This window comes from Agromyces flavus (genome assembly GCF_900104685.1).
GTDB lineage: Bacteria > Actinomycetota > Actinomycetes > Actinomycetales > Microbacteriaceae > Agromyces > Agromyces flavus.
The window spans coordinates 1,157,427-1,172,719 of the sequence record NZ_LT629755.1 but is presented as its reverse complement, the minus strand read 5'-3'; the positions used below and the strand labels follow the sequence as shown (position 1 = coordinate 1,172,719).

14 protein-coding genes are annotated in these 15,293 nt (G+C 71.1%); 4 read left to right on the top strand and 10 right to left on the bottom strand.

Translation table 11 applies throughout. From position 1 onward, the window contains the following. Positions 1–8: 8 nt before the first annotated feature. The 4 genes from proB to rplU all read right to left on the bottom strand — a co-directional run bounded on the left by proB (position 9) and on the right by rplU (position 3,011). Positions 9–797: a glutamate 5-kinase gene (gene proB / locus BLT99_RS05520; protein WP_092669965.1), complete on the bottom strand. Its 789-nt coding sequence runs from the start codon at positions 795–797 to the stop codon at positions 9–11. Then, entirely contained in the window at positions 794–2,353 is a 1,560-nt protein-coding gene (gene obgE, locus BLT99_RS05515) for a GTPase ObgE (protein ID WP_092669963.1), read from the bottom strand. The genes proB and obgE overlap by 4 nt, the downstream gene beginning before the upstream one ends. 70 nt (positions 2,354–2,423) lie before the next feature. Continuing rightward, positions 2,424–2,681: a 50S ribosomal protein L27 gene (gene rpmA, locus BLT99_RS05510; protein ID WP_092669961.1), complete on the bottom strand. Its 258-nt coding sequence runs from the start codon at positions 2,679–2,681 to the stop codon at positions 2,424–2,426. A gap of 21 nt (positions 2,682–2,702) precedes the next feature. Continuing rightward, positions 2,703–3,011 carry a 50S ribosomal protein L21 gene (gene rplU / locus BLT99_RS05505; RefSeq protein ID WP_092669959.1) on the bottom strand — a complete coding sequence of 103 codons (309 nt, stop codon included), beginning with the start codon at positions 3,009–3,011 and terminating at the stop codon, positions 2,703–2,705. 241 nt (positions 3,012–3,252) lie between these two features. On the opposite strand from rplU, the gene BLT99_RS05500 reads away from it, so the two are divergent. Both BLT99_RS05500 and BLT99_RS05495 read left to right on the top strand, forming a co-directional pair. After that, positions 3,253–3,663: a hypothetical protein gene (locus BLT99_RS05500; RefSeq protein ID WP_092669957.1), complete on the top strand. Its 411-nt coding sequence runs from the start codon at positions 3,253–3,255 to the stop codon at positions 3,661–3,663. 19 nt (positions 3,664–3,682) lie between these two features. Then, positions 3,683–3,958, top strand: coding sequence for a DUF4031 domain-containing protein (locus BLT99_RS05495; RefSeq protein ID WP_229724637.1), 276 nt, complete (start codon positions 3,683–3,685; stop codon positions 3,956–3,958). Here BLT99_RS05495 and BLT99_RS05490 read toward each other — a convergent pair. Then, a complete protein-coding gene (locus tag BLT99_RS05490; RefSeq protein WP_092669953.1) occupies positions 3,944–6,628 on the bottom strand; it encodes an Rne/Rng family ribonuclease in 2,685 nt (894 codons plus the stop codon). The two genes, BLT99_RS05495 and BLT99_RS05490, sit on opposite strands and share 15 nt — an antisense overlap. Before the next feature lie 271 nt (positions 6,629–6,899). On the opposite strand from BLT99_RS05490, the gene BLT99_RS05485 reads away from it, so the two are divergent. Further along, entirely contained in the window at positions 6,900–7,523 is a 624-nt protein-coding gene (locus tag BLT99_RS05485; RefSeq protein ID WP_092669951.1) for a vitamin K epoxide reductase family protein, read from the top strand. Positions 7,524–7,571: 48 nt separating this feature from the next. On the opposite strand, the gene ndk is transcribed toward BLT99_RS05485, so the two are convergent. The 5 genes from ndk to BLT99_RS05460 form a co-directional block, all read right to left on the bottom strand. Continuing rightward, complete coding sequence (ndk, locus tag BLT99_RS05480; protein ID WP_092669949.1) at positions 7,572–7,994, bottom strand: nucleoside-diphosphate kinase; 423 nt, start codon at positions 7,992–7,994, stop codon at positions 7,572–7,574. Beyond that, positions 7,991–8,449, bottom strand: coding sequence for a DUF4233 domain-containing protein (locus BLT99_RS05475; protein WP_092675689.1), 459 nt, complete (start codon positions 8,447–8,449; stop codon positions 7,991–7,993). The genes ndk and BLT99_RS05475 overlap by 4 nt, the downstream gene beginning before the upstream one ends. Further along, a complete protein-coding gene (locus tag BLT99_RS05470; protein ID WP_172802964.1) occupies positions 8,446–9,822 on the bottom strand; it encodes a bifunctional folylpolyglutamate synthase/dihydrofolate synthase in 1,377 nt (458 codons plus the stop codon). The genes BLT99_RS05475 and BLT99_RS05470 overlap by 4 nt, the downstream gene beginning before the upstream one ends. Beyond that, positions 9,819–13,157, bottom strand: a complete 3,339-nt coding sequence (gene ileS / locus BLT99_RS05465; RefSeq protein WP_166670919.1) for an isoleucine--tRNA ligase — start codon at positions 13,155–13,157, stop codon at positions 9,819–9,821. Before ileS ends, BLT99_RS05470 begins: the two co-directional genes overlap by 4 nt. 235 nt (positions 13,158–13,392) lie before the next feature. Next, the gene (locus tag BLT99_RS05460) at positions 13,393–13,743 is read right to left on the bottom strand and encodes a GntR family transcriptional regulator (RefSeq protein ID WP_092669947.1); all 351 of its coding nucleotides are present in this window, start codon (positions 13,741–13,743) and stop codon (positions 13,393–13,395) included. 104 nt (positions 13,744–13,847) lie between these two features. Here BLT99_RS05460 and BLT99_RS05455 point away from each other — a divergent pair, with 104 nt between their 5' ends. After that, positions 13,848–15,191, top strand: coding sequence for an MFS transporter (locus BLT99_RS05455; protein WP_229724641.1), 1,344 nt, complete (start codon positions 13,848–13,850; stop codon positions 15,189–15,191). Positions 15,192–15,293 lie beyond the last annotated feature (102 nt).

Below are 15,293 nucleotides of genomic sequence, written 5' to 3'. Positions count from 1 at the left end.
GTGTGACGTCAGCTCGCGGGTTCGAACCAGGTGCCGATCGCCTCGCCGCCCAGGGCCTCCGAGACGAGCGAGGTCGCCGTGACGAGCACGCCGGTACCGGATGCCGCGGCGATGCGGGCCGCGGAGACCTTGGTCTCGGCGCCTCCCGTGCCGACGCCGGCGCGCCCGATCGAGCCGATCTCGACGCCCGACAGTTCGTCGCCGAACGGCACCCTCGAGATTCGCTCGGCCCCCTCGAGGTGCGGGGGGCGCGTGTAGAGGGCGTCCACGTCGGAGAGCAGGACGAGCAGGTCGGCATCGACCAACTCGGCCACCATCGCGGCGAGCCGGTCGTTGTCGCCGAAGCGGATCTCGTGGGTCGCGACCGTGTCGTTCTCGTTGACGATCGGCAGGATGCGCAGGCCGAGGAGCCGTTCCATCGCGCGCTGCGCATTGAGCCGGTGCGTGTCGTTCTCGAGGTCGCCCGCGGTGAGCAGCACCTGGCCGGCCACGATGCCGTAGCGGCGCAGCGAGTTCTGGTAGCGGTAGATGAGGACGTTCTGCCCGACGGATGCCGCGGCCTGCTGCGTCGCGAGGTCGTCGGGTCGCGCGTCGAGCTGCAGGAACGGCATGCCCGTGGCGATGGCACCCGAGGACACGAGGATCACCTCGGCCCCGCGCGAGTAGGCGGTCACGAGGGCATCGACGAGCGGATCGATCTGGTCGGCGTTCTCTCCGGAGATCGACGAGGAGCCGACCTTGACGACGATCCGTCGCGCGGTCGCGACCGAGTCGCGCGTCAGGCGCGCCCGCGTCATCGCCCGTCCTCGCCGATGTTCCCATCGCCGTCGTCGATTCCAGCGTCCGTCTCATTCGCGTCGGCCCACAGGCCCGCCTCGCGCTCGCGGTCGAGCTCGGCCCGGGCCTCGGCCTTGGCGTCCATGCGCTCGTGGTAGCCGCTGCGTCGCTCGGCCCTGGTGGCGCGCCGGTTCTCGTCGAGGCGCACGTCGGACCCGCGCGGTGACGTGATGAGCTCGGCCGTCGAGGTCAGCGTGGGCTCCCAGTCGAACACGACGCCGGCGCCGGGGCCGATGACGACGGTCGAGCCGGCGACGGCGCCGGCACGGACGAGCTCGTCCTCGACGCCGAGGCGTGCCAGGCGGTCGGCGAGGTAGCCGACGGCCTCGTCGTTCTGGAAGTCGGTCTGCGCGACCCACCGCTCGGGCTTGGTGCCGAGGATGCGGTAGAACGTGCCGTAGCTGCCGCCCTCGGGTCGCACGACGAAGTCGACCTCGCGCACGGCCTTCGGACGCAGCACGATGCGCGGGGCGGCCGCCGCCTGCTCGGCGGCATCGGCCCGCGCGCCGTCGACGACCTCGCCGAGCGCGAAGCCGAGCTGGCGGAGGCCCTCGTGGCTGACCGTCGAGATCTCGAACACGCGGTACCCGCGGGACTCGAGCTCGGGCCGGACGAAGTCGGCGAGTTCGCGCGCCTCGGGCACGTCGATCTTGTTCAGCGCGACGAGCTGCGGACGCTCGAGCAGCGGCACCTGTCCCTCGGGGACCTCGTAGGCGGCCAGCTCGGCGAGGATCACGTCGAGGTCGCTGATCGGGTCGCGCCCGGGCTCGAGCGTGGCGCAGTCCAGCACGTGCAGCAGCGCCGAGCAGCGCTCGACGTGGCGGAGGAACTCGAGGCCCAGGCCCTTGCCCTCGCTCGCACCCTCGATGAGTCCGGGCACGTCGGCGACGGTGAAACGGTGGTCGCCGGCCTGCACGACGCCGAGGTTCGGATGCAGCGTGGTGAAGGGGTAGTCGGCGATCTTCGGCCGGGCCGCGGACATGGCGGCGATGAGGCTGGACTTGCCGGCCGACGGGAAGCCGACGAGCGCGACATCCGCGATGGTCTTCAGCTCGAGGGTGACCTCGCCCTCGAAACCGGGCGTGCCGAGCAGCGCGAAGCCGGGCGCCTTGCGCTTCGGCGACGACAGCGCGGCGTTGCCGAGCCCTCCCTGGCCGCCGGGCGCGATGACGAAGCGCATGCCCGGCTCGGTGAGGTCGGCCAGCTCGGCGCCGTCGGCGTCCTTCACGACCGTGCCGACGGGCACGGGGAGTTCGAGGTCCTCGCCGGTCGCGCCCGAACGGTTGTCGCCCATGCCGGGCTGCCCGTTCTCGGACGACCGGTGCGGTCGCCCGTGGTACGAGAGGAGCGTGGTGACCTGGGGGTCGGCGACGAGGACGATGTCGCCGCCGTCTCCGCCGTTGCCGCCGTCGGGACCGGCGAGCGGCTTGAACTTCTCGCGGCGCACCGACACGCAGCCGTTGCCGCCGTGGCCGGCGCGCACGAAGAGCCGCACCTGGTCGACGAAGCTCACCATGGCCGCGTCACTCCTCTCTGGAAACACGTGAGGGCGAGCCGAAGCCCGCCCTCACGAAACCGACCGACGACTACGCGTCGACCGCGACGATGTTCACGACCTTGCGGCCGCCCTTGTTGCCGAACTCGACCGCGCCGGCCTCGAGGGCGAACAGCGTGTCGTCGCCGCCGCGACCCACACCCGCACCGGGGTGGAAGTGCGTGCCGCGCTGGCGGACGAGGATCTCGCCCGCGGAGACGACCTGGCCGCCGAAGCGCTTCACGCCGAGGCGCTTGGCGTTCGAGTCACGACCGTTGCGAGTGGAGCTCGCACCCTTCTTGTGTGCCATTGTCCCTGTCTCCTCTGGCCGTTACTTGATGCCGGTGATCTTGACGCGCGTGAGCTCCTGACGGTGGCCCTGGCGCTTCTTGTAGCCGGTCTTGTTCTTGAACTTCTGGATCACGATCTTCGGGCCGCGGAGGTCGCCGAGGACCTCGGCCGTGACCGTGACCTTGGCGAGCGACTTCGCGTCGGAGGTGATCTTGTCGCCGTCCACGAGGAGGACCGGGGTGAGCTGGACGTTGCCGTCCTTGTCGGCCTTGATCCGGTCCATCGTCACGATGGTGCCGACCTCGACCTTCTCCTGCCGGCCGCCGGCGCGCACTACTGCGTAAACCACTTCTCGTACCTATCTCCGGGGAGCCTCTGGGCTCCGTCAACTTGATGGGATGTCACTGCGCGGATGACCCCAGCGGGAAGGAGGGTCGTCACTGCCAGAAAACTGTGCGGGCACACCGGGATAAGACGGTGGCACCAGCGGTCGAGTCTACCGGATGCCCTTGGGGCGGTCAAACGGGGCCCGGCCGCGTGTCGCGGCAGTCCGAGCGGATGTCGCTCGCTTCGCGGCGTACACTCGCCGCATGGCCGTGCTCATCGATCCTGCGGTGCGACCCGCCATGACGACGTGGGCCACGGCCCTGTTGATCATGAACGGCGGCCTGTTCCTCATCCCAATCTTGGCGATGTCCGTCTTCGGCGTCTGGCCCCTGATCGCGCCCGATCTTCTCACTGCGGTCTTCGTTCTCGCGGCACTCGGAATCACGCTCATGCTGGCCGCGTGGGCCGCTTGGCGAGGATCGCAGTGGCCTCGGCTCTACCTGCTCGTGGTCGCTGTCGGTGAGTTCGTCGGTCTGGTGATGGGGTACGGATATCTCCTGGCCGCCCTCGCCCTCCTCGTTCCGGCGGTCTGGCTGCTCTGGCGACCCTCCGCCGTCGCGTTCGCCGCGGATGCGAGCAAGTCACCCCGCCGCGTTCAGCGGAGTCTCCCATGACGACACGCGAGGTGCTCACTTGATACTCATCGATCCGCCGCTCTGGCCGAAGCACGGCACGGTGTGGTCGCACCTGGTCAGCGATGCGTCGATCGAGGAGTTGCGCGAGTTCGCCGACCGCAATGGGATCCCCCGCCGCGGATTCGACCTCGACCACTACGACGTCCCCGCCGAGCGCTACGACGACCTGGTCGCCGCGGGCGCCGAACCCGTGCCGCCGCGCGAGCTCGTGCGGCGGCTCGCGGCGAGCGGACTGCGGGTCAGGCCCCGCGAACGCCGGTCACTCGGCGCCTGAACCGGGCGTACCGTCGGGACGCGTGATCACCGGCGGCGCACCGGCCGGGCTCAGCGCCGCGGTCGAGACACGACGGCCGCGCGATCGCGCGCGCCCCTCCCCCGCAGCCTTCGGCGCAGGCAACGCGTCGAGCACGGAGTCGAGCAGCGTCCCGGCCTCGGCGACGCGCGCGGGCCGCTCGCGTCGGACCGGAGCGTCGGGCAGGTCGATGATCGGCGCCGGCTGTTCGGCTCGCTCACCTCGGTCGTCCTTCTGGACCGGCTCGGCGGGGGCCGCGACGGGCTCGGACGCGTCGGCGACAGGCTGCACCGACGGCGCCTCGGCAACTCCGCCCGTGCTGCGATCGCCGCCCGAACCGCGCGAGGCGCGCCGGCGGCCGCGTCGACGACCGCCCGACGACTCCGACGGCTGGTCGGAGGCCTCGGCGGGCGCAACGGTCGGCTCGATCGCCTCGGCGGGCTCGTTCGCGGACTCGGATTCGGTCGAGGCCGGGGTCGCGGCCGGCCGCTGCTCGGGGTGCGCGACCGTCGAGGCCGCGATCTGCGCGAGCGCGTGCTTGACGTCCTCGGTGATGGCGTGCGTACCCGCGTGCGCCTTGTCGGTCGCGGGAGCGGAGGACCCGGACCCGTTGCCGCCGCCTCCGCCGCCGCCGCCGCGGTTGCGCCGACGCTCGACCTGCTGCTGCGGCGCGCGGTGCTTGGCGATCGGCTCGTGATGCACGATGATGCCGCGGCCCGCGCACACCTCGCACGGCTCGCTGAACGACTCGAGCAGCCCGAGGCCGAGCTTCTTGCGGGTCATCTGCACGAGGCCGAGCGAAGTGACCTCGGCCACCTGGTGCTTGGTGCGGTCGCGCGACAGGCACTCCACGAGCCGCCGCAGGACGAGGTCGCGGTTCGACTCGAGCACCATGTCGATGAAGTCGACGACGATGATGCCGCCGATGTCGCGCAACCGCAGTTGGCGCACGATCTCCTCAGCGGCCTCGAGGTTGTTCTTGGTGACCGTCTCCTCGAGGTTGCCGCCCGAACCGACGAACTTGCCGGTGTTGACGTCGATGACGGTCATCGCCTCGGTCCGGTCGATGATGAGCGAACCGCCCGACGGCAGCCAGACCTTGCGCTCGAGCGCCTTCTCGATCTGCTCGGTGATGCGGAACTCGTCGAACGCGTCGCGCTCGCCCGAGTACGCCTCGACCCGCTCGAGCAGGTCGGGGGCGACCTGTCCGAGGTACTTCTCGATCGTGCGTCGCGCCTCGTCGCCGGCGATGATCATCTTCTGGAAGTCCTCGTTGAAGACGTCGCGGACGATCTTGATCAGCAGGTCGGGCTCGGAGTGCAGCAGCGCCGGCGCCTGCACCTTCTCGATGGTGGTCGAGATGTCGGCCCACTGGGCGATGAGCCGGTTGACGTCGCGCGTGAGCTGCTCCTCGGTGGCGCCCTCGGCCGCGGTGCGGACGATGACGCCCTGGTTCTCGGGGAGCACCTCCTTGAGGATCTTCTTGAGGCGCGCACGCTCGGTGTCGGGAAGCTTGCGGCTGATGCCGTTCATCGAGCCGTTCGGCACGTAGACGAGGTAGCGGCCGGGCAGCGAGATCTGGCTCGTGAGCCGCGCGCCCTTGTGGCCGACCGGGTCCTTCGTGACCTGGACGAGCACGCGGTCGCCCGGCTTGAGGGCGAGCTCGATGCGGCGGGGCTGGTTCTTCTCGCCGTTCTCGGCCGCCGCATCCCAGTCGACCTCGCCGGAGTACAGCACCGCGTTGCGGCCGCGCCCGATGTCGACGAACGCGGCTTCCATGCTGGGCAGCACGTTCTGAACGCGACCGAGGTAGACGTTCCCGATGAGCGACGCGTCCTGGTTGCGGGCGACGTAGTGCTCGACGAGCACGCCGTCCTCCATGACGCCGATCTGGATCCGTCCACCCTTCTGGCGGACGACCATCTGGCGGTCGACCGACTCTCGACGGGCGAGGAACTCGGCCTCGGTGATGACGGCGCGTCGGCGGCCGGCGTCGCGGCCGTCGCGGCGGCGCTGCTTCTTGGCCTCGAGGCGGGTCGAGCCCTTGACCTTCTGCGGCTCGGTGATGAGCTCGGGCTCGCGCGGCTTGCGGACCTTGACGACGGTGTTCGCGGGCTCGTCGCCCGCACTGCGCGACTCCTCGCCGCTGCGACGCCGGGCGCGGCGGCGCACACTCGAGCCCTCGCCGGAGCCTCCGTCGCGCTCCTCGCGCTCCTCGGTCGGCGGAACGAACACCGGCGGCGCGTGGAAGATCAGCGAGGTGGTGGAGAGCACGGCAGGGATCGGCGATTCGGTCGCGAGGAGCTCCTCGGCGGCATCCGCCGGAGACTCTCCCTGGGACTCGGCGTCGGCGTCGGTGCCGTCGGCCGGCGACTCGGCGGTCTCGGCCGGCACGTCCACGGCGCTCGCAGCGGTGTCGGCGACCTGCGCGTCGGGCGCCGCCGAGTCGAGCACCGCGGCGTCGGCGCCCTCGTCGGGCGCCCGGCCCGCCTCATCGGTCATCGTCGGCTCGGCGGTCGCCTCGACGGCGCCGCCCTCTCGCGGCACGACCTGTGCGCGACGACCGCTGCGCCGCGACCCGAAGAGTCCCGCGCGACGGCGCGGCGCCTCGTGCTCGGATGCGTTCGGCGGTGTTCCGTTGTCTTCCACCATCTCTGGTGCACTCCTACGCCGGGACCGATGGCCGCGCCATCTCGCCCGTACTCCTCAGAGCGATCCGCTGCCGTGCGGCGGGATCGCCAATCCTTCACTGCTGCGCCCGGCGGGTGCCGGTGACGCCAAATCTCGCGGTTGCTCCGCGGATGGGATGCGGTGCATCCTCAAAGCCCTCGTTGGCGTCGCACCGGGCGCGGCCCGGACGACTCATCCGATTATCGCACGGTCTCCCAGCCCTGCGCGGAATCGGCGTGCCAGAATACGGATCATGCCCGACTCCCCCAGCACGGCGCGGCCGCTCGCGTTCGCTGTCTTCCTCGTGATCGCGGGCGCACTCGGGCTCCTCGCAGCCTTCGAGCTGTCCATCGAGAAGATCCTCACGCTCTCCGACCCGAGCTACGAGCCGGGCTGCAACGTGGGCGTGCTCGTCGGGTGCAGCACCAACCTGGCGTCCCAGCAGGGAGCGATCTTCGGCTTCCCCAACCCGTTCATCGGACTCATGGCATGGCCGGTCGTGATCACGATCGGGATGGCGCTGCTCGCGCGCGCCCGGTTCGACCGCTGGTTCTGGGTCGGGCTCAACGTCGGCGTGACCGGCGCGCTGGTGCTCGTCGCGTGGCTCATCGCGCAGAGCATCTACGTGCTCGACGTCCTGTGCCCCTGGTGCATGCTCACGTGGGCGGTCACCATCCCGACGTTCCTCGCGGTGACCTTCCGCAACCTCCGCGAGGGCGTGTTCGGAGGTGGCGAGCGCGTGCGGCGCGTGGGTGCGGTGGGCCTCGGCTGGATCGTGGTCGTCACGCTCGCGTGCTACGTGCTCGTGATCGTGCTCGCCCAGGTCCAGATGAACGCCATCCCGCGCGTCATCGCCGACCTGAGCACGCTGTTCTGAGTCGGGCGGGGCATCCGGTCGATCGGATGCCGCCGCCCGGCGACGCGCTCAGGCGAACCAGAGCGCGAGCTCGCGCTCGGCCGACTCCACCGAGTCGGAGCCGTGCACGAGGTTCTGCTGCACCTTGAGGCCCCAGTCGCGACCGAAGTCGCCCCGGATGGTCCCGGGCGCGGCCGTGGTCGGGTCGGTCGTGCCGGCGAGCACGCGGAAGCCCTCGATGACCCGGTTGCCGGCGACGCGGACCGCCACTGAGGGCCCGGACTGCATGAACTCGAGGAGCGGCTCGTAGAACGGCTTGCCCTCGTGCTCGGCGTAGTGGTGCGCGAGCAGCTCGCGATCGGCCTGCACCATCCGGATGTCGACGAGCGAGTAGCCCTTGGCCTCGATGCGGCGGAGGATCTCGCCGGTGAGGTTGCGGGCCACGCCGTCAGGCTTGATCAGGACGAGCGTCTCCTCGATGGCGGTGGTCATGCCGGTTCCTTTCCTGGTTCGGTACCCGGTGCGGCCTCCGCCGCCCGGGCGCGGTCGATGCGCGCGCCGACGATCATGCAGTACGCCCACATGCCGCCGAAGATCGCGCCGATCAGGTACATCGCGGGGTTGAGCAGTCCGGCGGCGAGGATGAGCACCTGCAGCGCCCAGCCGAGCACGTAGGCCCACTCGAAGCGCAGGAGCGCGATGGTCGCGAGGGTCAGCAGGATGAGCACGCCGCCCGCGGCCAGCGGCACCCACGTGGGAAGCCCGAACGGGCCGCCGTCCTCGCGCGAGAGCCCCCAGATCACGAGCGCGGCGAGGAAGATGATGATCAGCTCGAAGGTCAGCAGCACCGAGGCGAGGCTGCGGCGGAGCGACCGAGCGGGTTGCGCCGTCGGCTCAGCAGCGGCGTCGGGCGCGTCCCCGGGGGCATCGGGGGCCGTGTCGCTCATCGGGCGCCCCACTCGCGGTCCTCGGCGATGGCGATGGCGTCGCCGACGAGCGTGATCGAGCCCGTCACGACCACCCCGCGCTTCTCGCCGCGGGTGGCCCAGTCGCGGGCTTCGTCGAGCGCGTCGTCGAGCCGATCGGCCACGTCGACGCGGTCGGCGCCCACGAGGGCGGCGACGGATGGCGCGAGCTCGGTCGCCGGAACGGCCCGGTCGGACTCCGACTGGGTCACGAGGAACCGGGCTCCGCCTGAATCGAGCGCCCGGACGATGCCGGCCGCGTCCTTGTCGGCGAGCACGCCGAACACGTACAGCACCTCGTCGAAATCGAAGTACTCGCCGAGTGCCTCGACGAGGGCGGCGGCACCGTGCGGGTTGTGCGCCGCGTCGACGAGCACGGTGGGCTCGGTCGAGATCGGGTGCAGACGGCCCGGCGACGTCACCGCGCCGAGGCCCTCCTCGAGGACGTCGTCGGCGAGGCGCACGGCGCCGCCGCCGAGGAACGACTCGACGGCCGCGACGGCGACGGCCGCGTTCTCGGCCTGGTGGCGCCCGTAGAGCGGGAGCGCGACGTCGCGGTACTCCCCCGCGAGCCCGCGGATGCCGACGAGCTGACCGCCGACCGCGACTCGGGAGTCGAGCACGGCGAAGCCGCCGCCCTCGATCGCGACCGTCGCGTCGTTCGCCGCGGCGACCTCGTGCAGCACCCCGAGCGCCTCGGGCGCCTGGAAGGCGGTGACCACCGCGGCACCGGGCTTGATGATCCCGGCCTTCGTCCGAGCGATCTCGGCGACCGTGCGCCCGAGCCGCGACTCGTGGTCGAGCGCGATGGGCGTGAAGACCGCGACCTGGCCGTCGGCGACGTTCGTGGAGTCCCACTCCCCGCCCATGCCGACCTCGAGTACGACCACGTCGACGGGAGCGTCGGCGAAGGCCGCGAACGCGAGTACCGTGAGCGCTTCGAAGAAGGTCAGCGGCTCCTCCCCACGGTCGGAGAGCTCGGCGTCGACGAGCCCGATGAAGGGCTCGATCTCGTCCCAGATCCGGGCGACGGCCTCGTCGGTGATCGGCTCGCCGTCGATGCGGATCCGCTCGGTGAACCGCACGAGGTGCGGGCTCGTGAGCAGTCCCGTCCGCAGGCCCTCTGCGCGGAGGATGCTCTCGATCATGCGGCTCGTCGACGTCTTGCCGTTGGTGCCGGTGAGGTGGATGACGGGTGCCGCCCGGTGCGGGTCGCCGAGCAGTTCGACGGCGCGTCGGGTCGCGTCGAGGCGCGGCTGCGGCGCGGCCTCGCCCACGCGGGCGAGCAACGCGGCGTACACGGCGTCGGCCGCGTCGCGCTCCTCGGGCGTCGCGTCGGGGATGGCGTCGGTCACGGGACGGTCACCTCCGCGGTCTCGTCGGCCTTCGCCAGCGTCACCACGAGCCGGGACCCGTCGCCCACCGCGCGGGCGCCGTCGCCGCCGGCGTCGCCGGCGGCGATGCGCAGGTCGGTCGCGAGCGTCTCGCGGGCGATGAGGTCGCGGTGCGCCTCGGCCGCGGCCGCGCCGGCGGCGTCGAGCGTGAGCTCGAGCCGGATCCGGTCGCCCACCTCGAGGCCGGCGGCCTTGCGCGACTCCTGCACGGCGCGGACGACGTCGCGAGCCAGGCCTTCGGCCTCGAGCTCGGGGGTCGTCGTCGTGTCGAGGATGACGAAGCCGCCCTCGGCGAGGAGCCCGAGCGCGCTGCCACCCTCGCCGGAGCCCCCGGCCTCGAGCACCAGCTCGTACTCGTTCGGCTCGAGAGCGATCCCGCCGGCCACGACCGTGTCACCGTCGAGCGACCAGTCGCCCGAGCGCGCCGACTGGATGGCCTGCTGCACCTGCTTGCCGAGGCGCGGGCCCGCGGCGCGCGCGTTCACGGTCAGCCGCTTCGTCACGCCGTAGGAGGCGGCGCTCGACTCGTCGAGCGCGACCAGGTCGACCCGCTTGACGTTGAGCTCGTCGCGAAGGATCGACTCGAACGGCGTGAGCGCCGCGGCATGCGAGGTCACGACCGTGAGCGACGCGAGCGGCAGGCGCACTCGGCGGCCGGCCTGCTTCCGGAGCGCGAGGACCGTTCCGGTCACCTCGCGCACGGCGTCCATGGCGGCCACCAGCTCGGGGTCGGCCGGGAACTCGTCGGCCACGGGCCAGTCCTCGAGGTGGACGCTGCGCCCGCCCGTGAGTCCACGCCACACCTGCTCGGTCACGAGGGGCAGCATCGGCGCGGCGAGCCGGGTGAGCGTCTCGAGCACCGTGTACAGGGTGTCGAACGCCTCGGTGCCCGTGCCGTCCGGATCGACGCCCTGCCAGAACCGATCGCGCGACCGGCGCACGTACCAGTTCGTGAGCACGTCGGCGAAGTCGCGGAGCTTCTGGGCCGCGAGCGGGGAGTCGAAGTCCTCGAGATCGGCGGTCACCGCCTCGACGAGGTCGCGCAGCTTGGCGAGCAGGTACCGGTCGAGCACGTCGGCCGAGTCGGTGCGACGGGATGCCTCGTAGCCGCCCTCGCGCGCCGTGTTGGCGTAGAGCGAGAAGAAGTACCAGGTGCTCCACAGCGGCAGCATGAGCTGGCGCACGCCCTCGCGGATGCCCTCCTCGGTCACGACGAGGTTGCCCCCGCGGAGCACCGAGCTCGACATGAGGAACCAGCGCATCGCGTCGGAGCCGTCGCGGTCGAACACCTCGTTGACGTCGGGGTAGTTGCGCAGCGACTTCGACATCTTCTGCCCGTCGTTGCCGAGCACGATGCCGTGGCTCACGACGTTCTTGAACGCCGGCCGGTCGAAGAGGGCGGTCGAGAGCACATGCAGCGTGTAGAACCATCCGCGCGTCTGGCCGATGTACTCGACGATGAAGTCGGCCGGGCTGTGCGTGTCGAACCATTCGCGGTTCTCGAACGGGTAGTGCACCTGCGCGAACGGCATCGAGCCCGAGTCGAACCACACGTCGAGCACGTCGGGGATGCGGCGCATCGTCGACGCCCCGGTGGGGTCGTCGGGGTTCGGGCGCGTGAGTTCGTCGATGAACGGACGATGCAGGTCGGGCTCGCCGTGCTGATTGCGCGGCAGGCGGCCGAAGTCGCGCTCGAGCTCCTCGAGCGAGCCGTACACGTCGATGCGCGGGTACGCGGGGTCGTCGGACTTCCACACCGGGATCGGCGAGCCCCAGTACCGGTTGCGGCTGATCGACCAGTCGCGTGCACCCGAGAGCCACTTGCCGAACTGGCCGTCCTTGACGTTGGCGGGCACCCACTCGACGTCTTGGTTGAGCTCCTCCATGCGGTCGCGGAACTCGGGCACGCGCACGAACCAGCTCGACACCGCCCGGTAGATGAGCGGATTGCGGCAGCGCCAGCAGTGCGGGTAGGAGTGCTCGTAACTCGCGTGGCGGAGCAGGCGCCCCTCGGCGCGGAGCAGGCGGATGAGCGGCGTGTTCGCGTCGCTCCACAGCTGCCCCGCGACATCCGTCACCTCGGGGAGGAAGCGACCGCCCTCGTCGAGCGAGAGCCACACGGGGATGCCGGCGGCCTCGCACGCCTTCTGGTCCTCCTCGCCGTAGGCGGGCGCCTGGTGCACGATGCCGGTGCCGTCCTCGGTCGTGACGTAGTCGGCGACGAGCACCTTCCACGCGTTCTGCAGGCCCCACCGCTCGACGTCGGCGTAGTAGTCGAAGAGCCGGTCGTAGGTGACATCCTCGAGTTCGGCGCCGCGCACGGTCCGTCGCACGGCGGCGCGGGCCTCGTCGGGCGAGTCGTACCCGAGTTCCTTGGCGTAGCTGCCGACGAGGTCGAGGGCGATGAGGTACTCGCCGCCGAGCACCTCGGTGTCGGATGCCGCGCCGCCGGCGCGCTCGCGAAGGACGGTGGCGTCGGGGGTGCCATTCGGGCCGGCGGGCACGACCGCGTACTCGATGTGGGGCCCGACCGCGAGCGCCGCGTTCGTGGGCAGCGTCCACGGCGTCGTCGTCCAGGCGAGCGCTCGTACGGCGGTGAGCCCGAGCGACTCGGCCTTCGCTCCCGTGAAAGGGAAGGTCACGGTGACCGAGGGGTCCTGCCGCATCTTGTAGACGTCGTCGTCCATGCGCAGCTCGTGGTTCGACAGCGGCGTCTGGTCGCGCCAGCAGTAGGGCAGCACGCGGTGGCCCTCGTACGCGAGCCCCTGGTCGTGGAGCCGCTTGAACGCCCAGACCACCGACTCCATGAAGGTCACGTCGAGCGTCTTGTAGTCGTTGTCGAAGTCGACCCAGCGCGCCTGGCGGGTGACGTACTCCTCCCACTCCTCGGTGTACCGGAGGACGGCGTCGCGCGCGGCCTGGTTGAAGGCGGCGATGCCCATGCGCTCGATCTCGCTCTTGTCGGTGATCCCGAGCTGGCGCTCGGCCTCGAGCTCTGCGGGCAGGCCGTGCGTGTCCCAGCCGAATCGGCGCTGCACCTGCTTGCCGCGCATGGTCTGGAAGCGCGGGAAGATGTCCTTGGCGTAGCCGGTGAGCAGGTGCCCGTAATGGGGCAGGCCGTTCGCGAACGGCGGCCCGTCGTAGAAGACCCATTCGGGTGCGCCCTCGCGCTGGTCGATGGACGCCTGGAAGGTGCCGTCGGCCTTCCAGTGCGCGAGCACGGCCTGCTCGATCGCCGGGAAGGACGGCGACGGCGTGACGGACTGCTGCTCGGGGTCCTGGCCCTTGGGGTACAACGCTCGCTCCTGCTGGATTCGCCGGTTCCACGAGGACGGTGCGCTCGTCGAGCGCCACCGCGGTACCACCCCGCTTGCCCCGGCCGAGCCGGAGCCTCTCGTTCCTCAGCTGTGACGGGCTGGTCCCGTCCGGTTCTAGTGACGAGCTGGATGCCGCGGCATCCGTCTCGCGTTCTTCCGGAGACTCCCCGGTGATGGCCGGATCGCAGTCGTTGCCTCCAGCGTACCGGACGGCTCAGCGGTACGCCTCGCGGATGAGCGAGATGAGCGCCGGGGCGTCGACGCCGTTCAGGCGTGCCTCGTCGACGAGGTCGTGGATGGCGCCGGCCAGCGCAGTGTGGTGGCCGAGACGCTTGGCGACGGTCGCGCCGCGGCCGGGGTGCAGCTCGATCAGGCCCTCGTCGCGCAGCACCCGATAGGCGCGGAGCACGGTGTGCACGTTGACCTGGAGCGCCGACGCGAGATCGCGTGCGGCGGGAAGGCGCTCGCCGTAGCCCACGCGGCCGTCGACGATGGAGGCGCGCAGCGAGGAGGCGAGCTGCTCGAACAGCGGGCCCGGCGTCGCGAGGTCGAGTCGGATGCGCACGATCCGAACCTATGGCTCCCGAACGGGTACTTCAAGTACTTGTGCTAGTGCGAATCGCACAAGTTCCTTGTCGTGCCGTCCGCTCGCTGTCAGGATGGTCAGCCGTGACCACTGCAGTCCCCTCCACGGAACCCCTCCCTCCGAGCTCCTCCCCGGTGCGACGCGTCGCCTGGGCGTCGATGATCGGCACCTCGCTCGAGTCGTTCGACTTCTACGTCTTCGCCTACTTCAGCGCGTACTTCATCGGCCCGCTCTTCTTCGACCCGCTTGGCGAGTTCGGCGGCACGCTCGCCGCGTTCGCCACGATCGGCGTCGCGTTCGTCGTGCGCCCCATCGGCGCGGCGATCTTCGGCCACCTCGGCGACCGGATCGGCCGCCGCGCCACCCTGCTCTGGACGGTCGGCATCATGGGCGTCGCGACCGGCCTCATCGGGCTGCTGCCGACGTACGCGCAGGCCGGATGGCTCGGCGCCGTGCTGCTCGTGCTGCTCCGCGTCGCCCAGGGCCTGTCGCTCGGCGGCGAGTGGGGCGGCTCGATCCTGCTCGCGACCGAGCACGCGAGCCCGATCAAGCGCGCGTTCTACGCGGCAGTGCCGCAGCTCGGGTCGCCCGTGGGATCGATCCTGTCCGCGGTGGTGTTCATCGTCATGACGCTGGCGCTGCCGGCCGACCAGCTGGCCGAGTGGGGATGGCGCATCCCGTTCCTCCTCGCGTTCCCGCTCCTGCTCGTCTCCCTGTGGCTGCGCCTCTCGATCGACGAGACCCCGGTGTTCAAGGCGGTCGTGTCGGAGCAGCGCCGCGACCGTGTCCCCTTCGCCACGATGTTCCGCGCCCAGCCCGTCGCGCTCCTCGTCGCATTCGGCGCCGCGCTGCTCGGCATCGGCTCGTACTCGCTCATGAACACGTACACCGTCAACTACGGCGTGACGACGCTCGGGTTCAGCTTCCAGGGCCTGCTCATCGCGACCACGATCGGCGCCCTACTGCAGCTGGTCACGATCCCGCTGTTCGGCTGGTGGGCCACGCGCGTCGGGTCGGCGAAGGTCGTCGCCTACGGTGCGCTCGGGACGCTGCTGATCACTTTCCCGATGTACTGGCTCCTGCAGTTCGCGAGCTTCCCCGTCCTGGTGGGCACCATGATCGTCGGCGGCATCCTGCCCACCATGTCATGGGCGGCGCTCGGCGGGCTGATGAACGACCTGTTCGCCGACCACTACCGCTACTCGGCGCTGTCGGTCGCGTACGCCGTCGCGGCCGCGATCTCCGGGTTCATCCCGCTCGTCACGCTGTGGCTCGGCGGTCTGACCGACTTCGCGTGGTGGCACCCCGGCGTCGTGCTCGCGCTGCTGTCGGCCATCACGCTGGTCTCGGCGTGGGCGGCGGCGCGCATGCGACACGCTCCGATCGCCGAGGACGGCCGCGAGGTGGCCGAGCCGGTCGCCGCGTAGGCGACGAGCGGATGTCGCGGCGCGCGCTCGCGACATCCGCTCGCCGTCATGGGGATCGCCCGGCGTTCGGGCCGGTCACGGCGCGGATGCACCGACTCCGGT